Raw genomic sequence first — 15976 nt, forward strand, 5'->3', positions numbered from 1 at the left:
CCGTGAAGAGACTGCTCGCGCTCGGCGCGGTCGTGGTACTTGCGCTCGCGGGGTGCAGCGACAAGAAGGACACCGGCGGGGGCGGGCAGTCCGGCGGGGACGCGGTCGCGCTGCTCACCGATGCGAAGAAGACAATCGACGACGCGGCCAGCGTGCACATCGTGCTGACCGGCCGCGATCTGCCGGACAACGCGCAGACGCTGGCCAGTGGCGACGGTGTCGCCACACACGCGCCGGCGTTCAAGGGCAAGTTGACGGTGCGGTCGGCCGGTGCGCCGATCGACGCCCAGGTCGTCGCGGTCGGCAGCAAGGTGTACGCCAAGCTGTCGTTCACGCCCAGCTACATCGAGCTTCCGCCGTCGCAACTGGCCTCGCTCGGCGCTCCTGACCCGGCGATCCTGCTCGACCCGGCGAAGGGCCTGACCGCGGTCCTGCCGACGCTGAAGGACCCGAAGGTCAAGGGCGAGACCCGCGAGGGCGCCAAGGTGCTCACCGAGGTGACCGGCTCCGTCCAGGGCAAGGACCTGCAAGGCATCTTCCCGAAGGCGCCCGCGGACCAGGACTTCCCGAGCACGTTCAAGATCGACAAGGACGCCAAGCAACTCGTCTCGGCCACCATCACCGGCCCGTTCTACGCCGGCGCCACCAGCAGCTACGACGTCACCCTCGACAAGTACGGCGAGAAGGTAGAGATCACGAAGCCGTGAGCGACAGCTCGGCGAGGACGCGGCTCACACTGGCGTCCATCGCGGTCGCGTTCGCGGCGGCGGACACGTACGTCGTCGTGCTGGCGCTGCCGGACATGATGGCCGGTGTTGGGCTGTCCGCGGACGAGTTGCAGCGGGCGGCGCCGATCATCTCGGGCTTCCTGCTCGGGTACATCGCCGTCCTGCCGTTGATCGGGCGGATCGCGGATGTGGTCGGCCGGACGCCGGTGCTGGTCGGCGCACTGCTGCTGTTCGCGGTCGGGTCGCTGATCACGGCCGGTGCCTACGACCTCCCACTGGTGGTAACCGGTCGGTTTCTTCAGGGGGTCGGTGGCGGTGGCCTCGTTCCGGCGACCCTCGCGCTCGTCGCGGATCTCTGGCCGGCTGATCGTCGTGGACTGCCGTTGGGCGTGGTCGGCGCGGTGCAGGAACTCGGGTCGGTGCTCGGTCCGCTGCTCGGTGCCGCCGTACTCGCGGTGGCCGACTGGCGGTACATCTTCTGGCTCAACCTGACCGTCGCCGTCGTGCTCGCGCTGCTCCTCCGAGGTCGTCGACGGCCATCGCTTGCCGGTGCCGTCGGCTTGCTCGCCTGTGTTGCTCTGGGACTCACGCTGACGGCACCTGACCGGCTGGCGTCCGGGGTGACGCTCGGCCTTCCTTTCGTGCCCTTCACCGGCACCTCCCGGCTGCTGACACCGATCGGTGTCGCCACGCTGGTGCTGGCTCTGATCTGGCTCGGCCTGGTGCTGTGGCGCGGACGCGGTCGAGCTGCCGGCGTACTGGCGCAGGTCGACCTGGTCGGGGCGCTGCTGCTTGCCCTCGCGTTGGCCGGCGTCGTGCTGGCCTTCGCGACGGCGGACCCCGAGCGTGAGCTGATGTCGCCGGCCGGCCCGTGGCTGCTGGTCGCGGCCGCCGTCTTCGCGGTGGCGTTCGCGCTGTGGCAGCGTCGTACGGCGGCAGCCATCGTGCCTCGTGGCCTGCTGGGTGCACGTCCTGCCTGGGGCTCGCTGGTGGTCAGCTTCCTCATCGGTTGCGCACTGATCGCGGCACTAGTCGACGTACCGGTGTTTGCCCGCACCACCCAGGGCGGTGGGCAGCTCGCGGCCGCGCTGGTGCTGGTCCGGTTCTTGATCGCCCTGCCGGTCGGAGCAGTCGCCGGTGGGTGGCTCACGCGCCGCTACGGGCTCGGACTAATCGCCGGAGCGGGGCTGGGGTTGTCCGGTGCAATGTTCGTGATCATGGCGTTCTGGAGCCGTACGGCGCTCGATCACTGGCCGGCGACCGTCGTACTGCTCGTCTGCGGTTTCGGCTTCGGCCTGGCACTGTCGCCGCTGAACACGGCCATGCTCGGCGCGACGCCTGCAGACACGCACGGCCTGGTGAGCGCACTCGTGGTCGTCGCGCGGATGGTCGGCATGCTTGTCGGCGTCTCCGCGCTGACGGCGATCGGCCTGCGGAGGTACTACGCCATTGCCGACGGCATCAAATCGCCGAACGAGCTGTGCCCGTCCTCCCCCGGCAACTGCCGGCCGTTCGTCGACGCGCTCCGCGACGCCGCCGTTTCACAAGTTCACGCAATCTTCGCCGGGGCCGCCGTGTGCGCGTTCCTGGCCGCCGCCCTCGCCGTACTGCTGCTCGGTCGACGTGGCCTAACGCACACATGATGATCATCATGAGGGACAGCTGTCTCACCTCGCGTACCGTGAGGGTGTGACTCCTGCGCCCGACGCTTCGCCGAACCCGGCCCGGCCCGGCCTGTGTTCGACGTACTGCCGGGTACTGCGCGAGCCGCTCGCCGGCACCGCGGTCGTGGCCAAGGGATGGGTCGTCCTCGAGCAGCCGGGGCCGTGGGGTGCGAAGGCACCGACCCAGAGCCATCTCGACGCGGAGTTCGGCGGGCCGTTCGACGACAAGTGCAAGAAGGCCGATCTACGGTTCGCGCTGATCCGGTCGCCGGGGCGGCACGCGGACGGGGTCGAGCAGTCGCACCAGGTGTTCGTCGCCTCGACCATTCCGGGCCGGAGCTGGCTGCTCGGTGGACGCGTCGCAGACCCGTCGGAGCTGGGTGGCCTCGATCTCGCCGCGGTCGCGCGCGGTGATCGCGCCGCGGTGATCGCTTCACTGCCCGCGCTTCTGCCCGTCGAGGAGCCGGTCGTGCTTGTGTGCACAAACGGCAAGCGTGACGAGTGCTGCGCGATTCTCGGTCGCCACTGGTGTCAGGGCTCGCCGAACGGGCACCGGGCCGCGTGTGGGAAGCCAACCATCTCGGCGGACACCGCTTCGCTCCGACCGCGACGTACCTGCCCGCCGGCACGATGCACGGGCACCTCACCGTCGAGACAGCGGTCGAGGCATTGGCCGCGGCAGATCGCGGCGAGACTGTCACGACCGGCCTGCGCGGCCGGTCTACCTGGAGCAAGCGCGGTCAAGCGGCCGAGGTCGCCGTCCGGGAGCTCACCGGCGAGCTCTCCCTGGACGCGTTGCGGGTCGTGGCCGAAGGCCCCGCCACCGTGACCGTCCAGCACCTCGACGGGCGGTCGTGGATCGTCCCGGTCACCAGCGCGCTCGCAGACCCTCCCCGTCCGGACTCGTGTGGAAAGGAACCGTTCGCGATGTCGATCCTGCAAACCGGAACTCCAGTGTCAGGCGCGGTCGGATGAGCGGGGGGTTCGACGATCTGCTCGCCGCCAACGCGGACTACGTCGCCGACTTCCACTACGGCGGATTCGACGGGATCGCGCACGCCGGCATCGGCGTGGTCACCTGTATGGACTCGCGGATCCCGCCGTTGGAGATGCTCGGCCTCAAGCCGGGCGACGCGAAGGTCCTGCGGTCCGCCGGCGGGCGGGTCACCGAGATCACGATGACCGGGCTGGTGCTCGGCGTCCAACTGCTCGGCGTACGCCGGATCATGATCATTCCGCACACCCGCTGCGCGATGGCCGCGATGTCCGAGGACGACCTGCGCGCCAAGGTCGAGCAGGCCGCGGGCAAGCCGGCCGGCTACCTGCCGATCTCGGTCATCCCCGACCAGCTCGAGGCCCTCCGCCGCGACGTCGCCGCCGTCCGCGAACACCCGTTGATCGGCGACGACATCCTCGTCGGCGGCTTCATGTACGACGTCGACGACGGCCGCCTGACCCAGATCGACTGACCCGTCGCCGGGGTAGTACTGCTGCAGTGAGTGCGACCGACGAAGCCCCAAGACCCCACCGGGCGTGGCGCTGGTCCAACGGCGTGCTCATCGCCCTCGGCACGCTCGGCCTCCTCCCACTGGTCTTCCCGGGCCTTGCGTTGTGGTTCAGCCTGCCGCACGTCGATCCGCTGCGCGCCCGCGCAGGTGCGGTTCCTCCCGACATCCACTCGGTCAACTACCTCCTGTTCGCCCTGCTCGTCATCCTGCTGTCCAACGGCCTGCCCCGGGCGGCCCGCTGGTCGGCGCGCGGTTCGGTGGGCGGCGCCGTGCTGCAGGGCCTGTGCGGCGCCGCCGTCGGCTTCTGGACCTATCTGGGCAGCGCGTTCGGCGCCTCCGGCTACAACACCGGCAGCAGCGGCCCCTGCACCTATCCCGACTGCTGGCCGGTCCACGCCGAGGAGAAACTCGGCTTCCTCGCGGGCACGCTCACCGGCCTGGTGATGATCGCAATGGCGCTCCTGGTGAACCGGGTCCCGTGGGTGATTCGTACTGGGGTTCCGTTGGTCGTCTGCGTCGCCGCCGTGCTGATCCATCACTGGCTCTGGGTCACCTATCTCGTTCCGATCTTCGAAGCGCCGCCTGGCTAGAGCAGGACGACTCTGCCGGTGTCGAGTTCGTAGTAGGCGGCGGCGAGTTTGAGTTTGCCGGACTTCTCCATGGGGCCGATGACGGACGACTGGCGGAGCTTGGTGAGGGTGAGGGCGACGTTGGCCTGTACGGCGTTGGTGAGGCGGTCGCCGGGTTTGCCTACTACCTGGCGGACAGCTGGGGCGAGCGTGTCGACGAGGTAATCGAGGCCCTTGGTGTGGGAGGTGCGTTGCTCGGCGTCCAGGGCCTTCATAGTGGCGTCCAGCGCACCGCAACGCTGGTGGCCCAGGACTACGAGGAGCGGCGTGTGGAGCTCGGCGATGCCGAACTCGATGCTGCCGGTCACCGACTGATCGAGCGCTCCACCGGCACTTCGTACGACGACGAGGTCGCCGAGGCCCTGGTCGAAGACCAGCTCGATCGGCACGCGGGAGTCGACGCAGCCGAGGATCGTGGCGAACGGGTGCTGGCCCTTGCTCACCGCCACGCGTCGTGCGATGCCCTCGTCGAGATCCTGATCCTGGGCGGCGACGAAACGCGCATTTCCTGCCATCAGCCGTTCCAGCGCCTGGTTGCCATTGGCAACCACAGGTGAGCCGAACGAGGTGCCGGGAGGCCGGGTGCCCTCTGCCTCACCGGTGTCGACAGCGCCGCTGGTGCTGACAGTGCCGGTGGTGCTGTCGGCGCAGCCCGCCAGGGCCGCGGTGGCGAAGGTGGCCTGGGCTGCGGCGGCCAGAGCGACTGCGAGGACGCGACGGCGCGAATGCGCGGGCACCGGAGTGGTCGGCTCGTTCAAGGACGTCCTCCTCGCACACGGACGGCGGGGCGAGGCCGTCAGCTCGAAGGTAGCAGATTGCATACAGTCTGCAGTACCCACAATGTCTTCGAATCTCTCGGCTCCAGCCGGGAAATCTGATAGACACCCCGTATGAGACTCCGCCCCAGCTCATTCCACCGCTCCCTGTTCGTCGGCGCCCTCGCGCTGACAGCTGTCCTGTCCGGCGCTCCGATCGCCCACGCCATGCCGGCCACTCCGGACGCCGCCCCGGCACTCCGCGGCGGTCCCGCGACCGGGTGCCTCGATCACTCCATCGTCGGCACGGTCGAGGAGCAACGCCTGGATCTAGGGGTGGCTGGTGGGCCGTCTGTTCCGGCGGAGATCCTCAGGCGCTCCGGCTTCGACCGGCAGGTCGAGCTGTTCACGGAGCTCCTGTGCCACGTCCCCAGTCGACAGGCCGCTGCCGCTCTCGTGCGCACCAGGGCGAAACCCTCTGGCGTACGGCGACGTACCGGGCTCAGCATCCTGTGCACGGAGCCGACGCGCTGCCGGCAACCGACGACCGCGGTCTGTACTGGGCGCGGATTTCGATGGCATTCGCCCTCCGCCAATGGCAACCACGCTTCGGCCTCGGTACGACGGAGCGCGCCGGCCTGATCAAGTCGTTCGAGTACGCGTCCCGCGGCATCACGAGCACCCGCTTCACACCGGGCGTGCGGAAGATCCTCGTCACCGGCTTCGACCCGTTCACGCTGGACGCCGACATCCGCATCGGCAACCCGTCAGGCGCCAACGCACTCACCCTCGACGGTCAGCGGTGGACGGTGAACGGCAAGACGTACGAGATCCAGACCGTGATGTTCCCGGTCCGCTACACCGACTTTGACGAGAGCATGGTCGAGAACGCTCTCGCGCCGCACTACCGCCCGGGTCCGCAGCACGCGGATCTCGTCATGACCGCGAGTCAGGGCCGCGTCGGCATCTTCGACCTGGAGGTCTTCAACGGACGGCGCCGCTCGGTCAGCTCGATCGGCGACAACAACAACCTCTGGGGCGGCGGCACGGTCAACGCACCTGTCGTCTCCCCCAGCATGCCGCCCGGGCCGGAGTTCATCACCTCGAGCCTTCCGCTGGCCCGGATGTCGCACGCCGACGTCACGCCGTTCCGGACCCGCGTCAACACTTCTGTATTGGAGATTCCGGCCGGCCAGACAGAGCCCGTACGCCGACCCGATGGTCCTACGCCCGGCTCGATCGCGTCAGAGGGCACCGGCGGCGGCTACCTCTCCAACGAGGTCGCCTACCGCAACACGCTCCAACGCGACCTCCTCGACCCGTCGATGCCGGCCGGCCACCTGCACGTCCCGGTTCTCTACTTCGACCCGGCCAACAAGACCGCGGTCACCGACCCGACGTACGAAGCGAACCGCGAGGCGATCGTCAACGGAGCGCACGCAATCCTGCGCGCCGCGCTCGGCTAGTACAGAAAACTGATCACCGCCATGCTCGGACTGATCACTATTCTGGGCATCAGATCGCGAGCACGTCGGACGTGTGGACCGGCAGGCCGGTCTCGAAGGAGCGGTTGGCTGCCAGGCCGGTGACGAGGGCCAGAGCAGCTTGACGGGCGTCGGCGATGTCAGCTCCTTCGGTCGGTTCGTCGTCCAAGAGAGCCGCCAGCACGCGGGCGTCGGCGCCGCCGTGACCGGCGTGATCGTGGTCGACGGTGTGGTCGATCGGCGGCTCCCACAACGGCCGCAGCGTGATCGACGTACGTCCGGCGGTCGGTGCGGCCAGGTCGCCGTGGATCCAGCCCTTCGCGGATTCGACCCGTTGGTTCGGGGCGGTAAATGTCGACTCTTCGACATTGAGCTCCAGCCGGCCCCGCGATCCGTTGAACATCACGCGGTAGCCCTCCAACGGTGAGTAGGCCGTCAGGTGGTACGTCATCGTCGCGCCGCTGTCGTACGACACCAGCACGGCCATGTCGTCCTCGATCGTCACGCCCGGCGCGAACACGTTTCGGTCCCGGTAGTAGCCGTCCTCGCCCTCCGCGTCCAGGTAGAGCTCGCGAAGTGTCGCGTTGTCCGCGAGGTGCAGGGCGAACGGATCGTCAAGGGCGGCAGCGGATCCGTCGACACGGTCGTAGGGGCGCCCGTACCCGTGGGAATGCCCGGGCCCGTAGAACGCCAATTGTCCTTGTACGTAGACGATCCGCGGCTCGGCGCCCAGCCACCAGTTCACCAGGTCGAAGTGGTGACTGGCCTTGTGCACCATCAATCCACCGGAGTTCGCCTTGTCACGATGCCAGCGGCGGAAGTAGTCCGCGCCGTGCGACACGTCGAGCATCCACTCGAAGTGCACCGAGTGGATGTCCCCGATCGCCCCCTCGGCCAGCAACGAACGCACCCGCCGATGCACCGGGTTGAACCGGTAGTTGTACGCCACCGACAACGACCCGCCGGTCTCCCGAACCGCGGCCAGGATGCTCGTCGCCTTCGCCGCATCGGTCGTCATCGGCTTCTCGCTGATCACCCGTACGCCGGCCCGCAGCGCCGCCTCGATGTACAGGTTGTGGGTCGCGTCGACGCTGGTGACGATCAGCAGCTCGATCCGCTCGACCCGCAACATCTCCTCGAACCGGCCCGGCGGCCATTGATGCGCAGTACGGCGGCCCGCCGCGAGCAGCATCCGGTTGTGGAAGGCCATCCGGACCGAGTTCGGGTCACACAAGGCGACGACGTCGTACCCGTCGCGTTTGGCCAGGCCTTCGGTGAAGAGTTGGGCGCGGTTCCCGGTTCCGACGATTGCCGTCCGCACAGGCATGGAGGACCTCCTATTGCTTGACCGCACCGGCCAGACCGTTGACGAAGAAGCGCTGCAGGAGCACGAAGAGCAGGATGATCGGGGCGAGCGTGATGACCGTGCCGGCACACAGCAGCGTCCATTCGGTCGAGTTCTCGCCGATGAACGCGTACATGCCGATCGCGAGCGTGCGCAGCTCGGGCCGGCCGAGCGTGAACACCAGCGGGATGAAGAAGCTGTTCCAGGCGGTGATCGCGGTGAACAGGCCGACCGTTGCCAGCATCGGCCCGGACAGCGGCAGCATGATTCGCGCGAACGTCTGGTGGAAGTTCGCGCCGTCGACCATCGCGGCGTCCTCGAGCTCCTTGTCGATGGCCATGAAGTAGCCCATGAACAGGAACGTCCCGAACACCACTCCCCCGGACGCCTGCACGATGATCACCGACCACAGGCTGTTCAGCAGATGCACCCGCTGCATCAGGTCGAACACCGGGATGATCGTGTACCCGTGCGGCAGGAACAGCGTCGCCGACACCAGCCCGAGGCAGAACCCGCGGCCCGGGAACCGTGTACGCGCAAGTACGTATCCCGCGCAGGAAGTGACTACTAACGTGATCACTACCGTGCCTACGGTGATCAGTATTGTGTTCATGAAATACCGGCCGAACGAGGCCTCCTGCCAGGCGTTCAGGTAGTTCGCCCAGAGGAAATGCGAGGGCATCGGATTCAGCCCGTCGGTGAAGAAGTCGTCGTCACTCTTCAGCGAGGAGCCCAGCGCCCAGAACAGCGGATACAGCCACGCAAGTCCGCTGACCAGCAAGGCCACATGCGTCATCACCGTCACCATCCGCCGCCGCGTCATGATGCACTCCGACGGCGCGCGAGAGACCGCAGTACGACGACCTGTACGACGGAGAACCCGATCAGCAGCAGGCCGTAGATGAACGACGCCGCCGACGCCAGGCCGATGTCAGGCTGGACAGCGTTGGCGTTACTGCCGCCGAAGGCCAGATGGTAGATGTAGGTGTTCACGACCTCGGTCGCGAAGAACGGGCCGCCGCTGGTCAGCACCTGGACCAGGTCGAAGATCTGGAACGTCCCGATCACCGCCAGGATCACGATCACCACGCCGACGGCCCGCAGCATCGGGATCGTGATGTAGCGGAACATCGCGATCCGGCCGGCGCCGTCCAGCCGGGCGGCCTCGTAGAGCTCGTCCGGGATCGTCTGCAACCCGGCCAGGAAGTACACCAGGTTGTAGCCGAACGTGTGCCAGATGCCGACCAGGATGATGATCGCCATTGCGAAGTGCGGATCCCCCAGCCAGTCGATGTGCTGATGGATCAGATGCAGGTTCAGCAGCAGCGTATTGATCGAGTCGCCGAAGTTCGACACCAGCAGCTGGATCACAACACCGATCACCGCGGCCGATGTCACCACCGGCAGGAAGAACAGCGTCCGGTAGAACGACGCGAACCGCAGCCGCTTGTTGTTCAGCACGAGCGCGAGCGCCAACGCCAGTACGAGCTGGACCGGCACGACGAACGCGGCGTACACGAAGGTGTGGCCGAGGGAGCGCCAGAAGATGCTGTCGTGGACGATCTGCCGGAAGTTGGCCACGCCGACGAAGTCCGACGGGTCGCCGATCCCGTCCCACTTGTAGAACGTGTAGCCGAGCGACGCGATGATCGGATACACCACGAACGCCAGCAGGAGCACCATCATCGGTGCCAGATACACGTACGACCACAGGTAGGTACGGCGTCGCGCCCGCCGCCGGGCCGCCGCTGGTGGCGGCGGCCCGGCGGCAGTGACGTCCTGCCGTACGGCGGTCATCGCCATCAGGCGCCCGGCTTGGTCGTGTAGGCCTTGGTGAGATCCCAGTCCGCGAAGGCGAAGTCCTTCGCGCTGACTCCCGGCGCCTTCTTGATCGCGTCGCCGAGCGCCTGGTTCATCTTGCCCTCGAGTTCGGTCAGCGCACCCTGCGGATCCTTCAGCTGCCCCGTGTAGATGCCGGCCAGCACGTCGTTGATGTCCGGCTTGACCGCCGGCAGCTGGACCGCGGACACCTTCGGGTTCCGGATGGCCGGTTGCGGGCCGACCACTGCGGCGCCCGACATCGCGACGTACTGCGAGAACGGCGCGAACGTGACGCTCTTCGGGTCGTTGTTCTCCGCGTACACGGACAACCCCTGGCCCTGCTCGACCCAACGCTTCCCCGCGTCCGGGCTGTACAGCCAGTCGAACCAGGCCCACGCCTCATCGGCCTGCGTCGTCTTCGACGAAACCGCAACGAACCGTCCTCCGGGAGGCCCATAGAACAAGGCTTTCGGAGCTGAGCTCGGGCTCGGCAGCGTGACCAGGCTGTAGTCGGTGAACTTGTGCTGCGACCACTCCGGCTGGTTCCACACTCCCCCGACCGTCATCCCGAACCGCCCACGCTCGAAGAATGCCCGCGCCTGCTCGTCGGAGATGCTCATCGAGTTCGGGTAGAACCAGTTCTTGTTCTTCCACTCCATCAGCAGGTTGATCACGTCGAGGTAGTTGCGATCGCTGCCGAAGGTCCAGTGCCCGACCCGGTAGTCCATCCCGTCGATCCCACCGACCGCCGCGCCGCCCGGCGAGCCCGCGCCGCGAACGAACAGATCGAGCCACCAGGCCAGGGTCGTGTTCGTCGAGTTGCCGAAACCGAACGGCGCGACCTTCCCGCCGCTCTTCGACGCGATCGCGTCGGCCGCATGCGTCACGTCGTCCCAGGTCTTCGGCAGGTTCACGCTGCCGTCGTCGTTGGTCAGGCCGGCGTCCTTGAAGACGCCGTGGTGGATGTAGAGCTGCAGCGACGGCGCCGGGGCCGCGAACGGCGCGGTGTAGACCTTGCCGCCGAAGACGTCTACTCCCTCGACGAAGCTGTTCTCCGGGAAGCCGGCCTGCCAGGACTTGGTCGCCCACTTGTCGACCGGCATCAGCCAGTCCTGCGACACCTGCTGGCTGAGCTGCGGGCTCTTCGGAACCATCAGGATGTCCGGCGGGTTGTTGCTGCGGTACGCGAGCGACACGAGGTCGGCGTACTTGTCACTGACCTGCGTTGTCTTCTTGACGGCGATGTCCGGATGGGTCTGCTGGAACAGCTTGATCTCGTTGTCGACCCAGCCGGCCTGGCTGGCGTACCAGTCCCAGTAGGTGATGGTGGTCTTGGCCTTCGAACCTGAGGCCCCGCTGCCCGAGTTGTCCGAGGAGCAGGCGGCGAGTGCGCCCGCGCCGGCCAGGCCGACCGCGCCCCGGAGCAGTGTCCGCCGTGAGATGGGTGATGACATGGGAATTCCTCCAGTGACTTAGCTGCAGGCCGGCGAGGCCGACGACGCGGTCTGGGACAGGGAGCCGAGCCGCCAGGTGAGCGGACTGCCGTCCCAGGTCACGGCGACGCGACGCGGACGTTGGAAGGGCAGGAACGAGACCGTCTGGCCGCGATCCGACGGTCCCGGGCTGAAGGCGTTGTCGCTGCCAACCGGGACGGGGATGTAGTAGTTGTTGGCGTTCGAGTAACCGAAGTACGCCGTGTAGGAGTCGGCGTTGTGTACGACGCACACCGCGGTCGGCTGCACCGGGTTGAACGCGGTCTCCGCAGGACCGGTCCCGCGAGGAGCGTCCTTGGCGAGTGGGGCGAACGAGGCATCGTCGACCAGCAGGTCGCCGGCACCGGTCGTCGTACTGACCCACCACTCGGCCTTCGTGAGCGTCCCGGTCCAGGAGACCGGTGTGTTCGAGGCCGATATCTGCGTCCACCCGGTCGAGCTCACCGGGGCCGAGCCGAGCCGCAGCGTGGTCGAGCCGGTGGACGTGGTCAGCTTCAGACTGACCATCGCCGTGTCCGAGCCGGACGCCAGCCGCACCCACGCCGAGGAGTCGTACAGCCCGCCGTTCACGACTGACACTCCTTGCGCCGGACCGGCCCACGCGGCCTCTCGTCCGGCTGCCGACAGGTCACCGGACCCGGTGTGCGGAGTCGTCGACGCGTTCTTCAGCGTGCAGGTCCCGAGGCAGTACCAGCCGGTCGTGTTCGACTGGTTCTCCAGCGACCCGTTCGCCAGCACAGACGGCGTCGGCAGGTACGGCGTCACTGTGGGCGCCCCCTGCGCCGGCGGCGGCGTGCCGTCGGTCGGTGTGATGGCCAGGTCGTCCAGAGTGCATTCAGGAGAGCTCGCACTGGGATTCGACCAGGCGAAGGCTTGCACCCACTTCGTCCCGCTCGGCGGTGTGAAGGCGGCCAGCTTCTGCGTGTATGCGCGTTCGTCGGCGTACGACAGCTCGTACTCAAACGTCGGCGTACCGGGTGTGGCGCCGCCGCGGACGCCGACGTAGCACTGGGTACCACCGCCGTTCAGACGTCCCCAGCCAGACAGGAGGTAGCTCGTGCCCGGGGTCAGGCCGGTGACGTTCTGCGTGACGCCGGAGCCAGGGCTCAATGAGAGTGCGGTGTGGCCGCTGTGCGCGTTCGCGGCGGTGCTCGGACCGGTGCCGAGTGACGTCCAGCCGCGCGTGCCGCTCTCGAAGCCGCCGTCACCGATCGGATTCGGCTGGTTGGCACGGACCGTGGTGGCGATGCCGTCCGTGATCACCTTGACCGAAGCGCCGGCGGTGGTCGGCATGGCGACCTTCACCTGCTTGGAGATGCCGTTCACGGTGACTGTCACCAGGTAGTCCCCGAGGAAGCCCCGCGTACCGAACGTCCCGGCCGTGTTCGACTGACCGGAGACGCTGGTGTGCCACCGATGCTGGATCAGGTCCTCCCAGACCAGAGCGTTCGGCTTGGGCGACCAGTCGTCGTTGTACAGCGCGACGCGCGGGTTGTAGATGTTCTTCGACCAGATCCCGAAGTTGCTGATCTGGTTGACGTTCGGGTTCGAGAACATCGCGGTCATGAAGTCGCGGGTGTAGTCGGCCTGCAGTTGCTGGTCGTCGGTGTCGACGTCGAACTCGGTGACCGCGACCTTGACGCCGAGCCCGGCGAACTGGTCGACGATCGTCATCAGGTCGTCCGGCGAGGTGAGCTGGAGCCCGTTGAAGTGGCTCTCGAACCCGACCGTGTCGATCGGCGCACCCGACGACTTCAGCGACTGCACCAGGTTGTACACGTGGTCGCGGTGACGTGTCTCCCAGCCGTTGTTCTCCACCAGGCCGTAGTCGTTCAGGGCCAGCGTGGCGTTCGGGTCGGCAGCGTGCGCGAGCCGGAACCAGTTCGCGATCTCGTCCTGGCCGAGAATGTCCTGGACGTTGTGTTCGGAGTACGGCTCGTTCACCACGTCCCACTCGTCGACGATGCCCGCCAGCGACGACGCCTCGTCGGTGATATGGGTGTTGATCCGCGCGCGCAGTGCGGCCGGGTCGTTCTGCAGGTTCACGACGTCGGGTTGCATCAGTCCCCACGACGGCCAGATCAGGTTGTGGCCGCGGACCCGCAGCCCGTGCTCACGCATCCATTGCAGAGCGGGTAGCGTGATCGTCTCGCGCTCGGTCGGGTTCTCCCAGTGGTTCCACTTCAGATTGTTGCCCAGGGCCCCTTGGTTGAAGAGCGTCGAGTACTTCGACTGGTACTGCGCCAGGTCGGTCCCGCTGATTCCGCCGGACGGATCGCCGACCAGGCGCGCGCCGTCGGACGCCGCGCCGAACTTGAACGCACTCGTCTGCTGTACTGCGGACACGGTCGCACCGCTGACCGGATTCCCGTCGGTGTCGACGACCGACACCGACAGGTTCCCCTTGCGGTACTGGTCGATGCGGGCGTTGGCCGCCGTACGCCAGGCGGCGTTCGCATCGCGGCCGTCGTACGTCACCTGCGGGTAGCCGGCCGGATTGCCCGGGCCGAGGTCCTGCACCGAGACGCCGGCGATCTGGAACGTCTGCGCGCCGTACCCGAGCCACAGGTTCAGGTGCGCGGCCGTGCTCGTCCCCGCGGTGTACGTCGTCGCCGCGCGGAACGGGAACTCGAACTTCTTCCACGCGGTCTCGTAGCGCAGGGCAGCGTTGAGAGACTTCTTGTACGGCGAGCCGTCGGTCTCGAAGACCAGGTGGGCGTTGCCGCCGGTCGGCGTGATCGCTCGGGCCCAGACCGTCGCGACCAACGCGTCGCCTTCGGTGACCGTGGCCGCAGCGGGTACCCCGAGAGTGATCTCGTACTCGCCGTCGAGGCCGGGGCTCTGCGGCGCGTTGGGCACGGCGATCTCGAGGGCCTTGGTGAAGTCGGGGTTGCCGGTGATGTCGACCTGCCGGGTCGCATCGGCAGGCAGGCTCTTGAACTCGGTGAAGTTGGCGACGGCATCGGCCGGGAGGACCTCGTACGGCGCCGCGTCGGCTCGGGCGGTGGGCTGGATCGCCACGGTGGCAGTCACGGCACCGATGAGGGCAAGCGTCGCACCGGTGGCCAGTTTTCTGAACACTGGAGGATTTCCTTCCAGAGGGCGCACAACAGCATCGCCCGGCGGCGAGAGAGCCTGGGCCGGTGCCGTGCGTGTCAGGGGGTCGGGCGGGACCTCGATCCGGAGATCAGGCCTTGGTGGTCTGCGAGCGTCCGCGCGGGGACCGGGTCACGGGCACCGGCCCGCAACTCGCCCGGACGATCAGGCTGGTAGGCATCACCAGACGAGGCAGCTCGGCGGCCGGCGGCTCGACGTCGGCCGTCGCACCCGCCTCCCCCGGCTCCTCGTCGTCGGGGTCGCGAGGGCCGATCTCGGACAGCAGCAGCTCCGCCGCCCGCTTGCCCATGTCGATGAACGGTTGCTGGATGGTGGTCAACGGCGGCCGGATCTGTGCCGCCGACTCGATGTCGTCGAAGCCGATCACCGACACGTCCTCCGGCACCCGCAGCCCGGCTTCGGCGGCCGCGGTCATCACGGCGTACGCCGTCACGTCGGAGTGCGCGAACACGGCCGTCGGCCGCTCGTCGGCCGGCAGCGCGAACAGCTCGTGCGACCGGGCGCGGATCTGTTCGGGCAGGAAGTCGCCGGGCTTGGTCAGCTCCGGATCCGGCTGGATGCCGGCCGACCGGAGCGCGTCCAGGTAGCCGCGGTAGCGGTCCTGGCAGCAGCGGTACGTCATCCGGCCTTGCACACAAGCGATCCGGTCGTGCCCGAGCTGCAGCAGATGATCCATCGCCGTCAACGCGCCGTCGTAGTTGTCGGCGGTGACCGACGGCAGTGCGACGTCGGCGTCGATGGTGTTCACCAGGACGACCGGCAGGCCTTCCTCGTGCAGCTGTACCAGCGGGTCGAGCGGTTGTTCATGGCTGACGACCAGCAGGCCGGAGGCCATGCTCGAGGTCAGGATCCGGTCGATCAGCGGACCGTAGTCGCGGTCGTTGGTCGCCGTGTAGAGGATGATGTCGAACCCGCTCCGCTCGGTCACCGCGGCCACCCCGATGTTGATCGAGGCAACCATGTGCCAGGACAGGCCGGGCACGACCATGCCGATCAGCCGGGTGCTCCCCTTGGCCAGCGCGGTGGCGGCGAAACTCGGCACATACCGGTGCCGGCGCATCACCGCGAGGACGTGCCGCCTGGTCGCCGGATCCACCTTCGGGCTGTTGTTGAGCACCAGCGAGACGGTGGACTTCGACAGCCCGGAGAGCGCGGCGATGTCGCGGATCGTCAGCTTCGCCATCCGGCCATCCTTCGGGTTCGGTCCGTTGGACTGGTCCAACGGCTGGTTGCACCGGAACGTAACAGTGCGCCGGTACGCCGTCAACACCCTGCCTGCAATCGGTTTCAGGACGAGGCATTGCGCCCGCCGCGGTCTTCGTGCCACGATCGTCGCACCGTGTTGGACCGGTCCTACGCAGGCCGGGATCACCTGCCGGGACCGGTCCGGCACGCCCGCAGGCTCAGCCGCCCCGGCAAGACCTGACAACGC

The 15976-nt window shown here is 67.8% G+C and carries 13 protein-coding genes and 1 pseudogene; 7 read left to right on the forward strand and 7 right to left on the reverse strand.

What is annotated here, in order from left to right:
* Positions 1 to 2: 2 nt before the first annotated feature.
* The 5 genes from ABT313_RS21735 to ABT313_RS21755 all read left to right on the forward strand — a co-directional run bounded on the left by ABT313_RS21735 (position 3) and on the right by ABT313_RS21755 (position 4490).
* Positions 3 to 707 carry an LppX_LprAFG lipoprotein gene (locus tag ABT313_RS21735; RefSeq protein ID WP_350856569.1) on the forward strand — a complete coding sequence of 235 codons (705 nt, stop codon included), beginning with the start codon at positions 3 to 5 and terminating at the stop codon, positions 705 to 707.
* On the forward strand, positions 704 to 2371 hold the full coding sequence (locus tag ABT313_RS21740) for an MFS transporter (protein WP_350856572.1): 1668 nt from the start codon (positions 704 to 706) through the stop codon (positions 2369 to 2371). The genes ABT313_RS21735 and ABT313_RS21740 overlap by 4 nt, the downstream gene beginning before the upstream one ends.
* Before the next feature lie 549 nt (positions 2372 to 2920).
* Positions 2921 to 3367, forward strand: a complete 447-nt coding sequence (locus ABT313_RS21745; RefSeq protein WP_350856575.1) for a hypothetical protein — start codon at positions 2921 to 2923, stop codon at positions 3365 to 3367.
* Complete coding sequence (locus ABT313_RS21750; RefSeq protein WP_350856578.1) at positions 3364 to 3861, forward strand: beta-class carbonic anhydrase; 498 nt, start codon at positions 3364 to 3366, stop codon at positions 3859 to 3861. The genes ABT313_RS21745 and ABT313_RS21750 overlap by 4 nt, the downstream gene beginning before the upstream one ends.
* A gap of 26 nt (positions 3862 to 3887) precedes the next feature.
* Complete coding sequence (locus ABT313_RS21755) at positions 3888 to 4490, forward strand: hypothetical protein (RefSeq protein ID WP_350856580.1); 603 nt, start codon at positions 3888 to 3890, stop codon at positions 4488 to 4490.
* On the opposite strand, the gene ABT313_RS21760 is transcribed toward ABT313_RS21755, so the two are convergent.
* Entirely contained in the window at positions 4487 to 5287 is an 801-nt protein-coding gene (locus ABT313_RS21760; protein WP_350856583.1) for a carbonic anhydrase, read from the reverse strand. The genes ABT313_RS21755 and ABT313_RS21760 overlap by 4 nt on opposite strands.
* A 225-nt stretch (positions 5288 to 5512) precedes the next feature.
* Here ABT313_RS21760 and ABT313_RS44740 point away from each other — a divergent pair.
* A pseudogene (locus tag ABT313_RS44740) lies at positions 5513 to 6249 on the forward strand (PA0049 family protein); the annotation flags it as partial.
* Between the two features lie 159 nt (positions 6250 to 6408).
* Positions 6409 to 6750 carry a PA0049 C-terminal domain-containing protein gene (locus ABT313_RS44745; protein WP_502884015.1) on the forward strand — a complete coding sequence of 114 codons (342 nt, stop codon included), beginning with the start codon at positions 6409 to 6411 and terminating at the stop codon, positions 6748 to 6750.
* Positions 6751 to 6799: 49 nt separating this feature from the next.
* Here the strand turns inward: ABT313_RS44745 and ABT313_RS21770 are convergent, their stop codons facing one another.
* The 6 genes from ABT313_RS21770 to ABT313_RS21795 all read right to left on the reverse strand — a co-directional run bounded on the left by ABT313_RS21770 (position 6800) and on the right by ABT313_RS21795 (position 15727).
* A complete protein-coding gene (locus tag ABT313_RS21770; protein ID WP_350856589.1) occupies positions 6800 to 8095 on the reverse strand; it encodes a Gfo/Idh/MocA family protein in 1296 nt (431 codons plus the stop codon).
* A gap of 10 nt (positions 8096 to 8105) precedes the next feature.
* Positions 8106 to 8936: a carbohydrate ABC transporter permease gene (locus tag ABT313_RS21775; RefSeq protein ID WP_137255284.1), complete on the reverse strand. Its 831-nt coding sequence runs from the start codon at positions 8934 to 8936 to the stop codon at positions 8106 to 8108.
* On the reverse strand, positions 8933 to 9916 hold the full coding sequence (locus ABT313_RS21780) for a carbohydrate ABC transporter permease (RefSeq protein WP_350856592.1): 984 nt from the start codon (positions 9914 to 9916) through the stop codon (positions 8933 to 8935). The genes ABT313_RS21775 and ABT313_RS21780 overlap by 4 nt, the downstream gene beginning before the upstream one ends.
* Positions 9916 to 11388: an ABC transporter substrate-binding protein gene (locus tag ABT313_RS21785; protein WP_350856595.1), complete on the reverse strand. Its 1473-nt coding sequence runs from the start codon at positions 11386 to 11388 to the stop codon at positions 9916 to 9918. Before ABT313_RS21785 ends, ABT313_RS21780 begins: the two co-directional genes overlap by 1 nt.
* An 18-nt stretch (positions 11389 to 11406) precedes the next feature.
* Positions 11407 to 14508, reverse strand: coding sequence for an endo-1,4-beta-xylanase (locus ABT313_RS21790; protein ID WP_350856598.1), 3102 nt, complete (start codon positions 14506 to 14508; stop codon positions 11407 to 11409).
* Between the two features lie 106 nt (positions 14509 to 14614).
* On the reverse strand, positions 14615 to 15727 hold the full coding sequence (locus ABT313_RS21795) for a LacI family DNA-binding transcriptional regulator (RefSeq protein WP_350856601.1): 1113 nt from the start codon (positions 15725 to 15727) through the stop codon (positions 14615 to 14617).
* Between the last annotated feature and the right edge of the window lie 249 nt (positions 15728 to 15976).

The sequence above is a fragment of the Kribbella sp. NPDC000426 genome (genome assembly GCF_040300265.1).
Taxonomy (GTDB): domain Bacteria; phylum Actinomycetota; class Actinomycetes; order Propionibacteriales; family Kribbellaceae; genus Kribbella.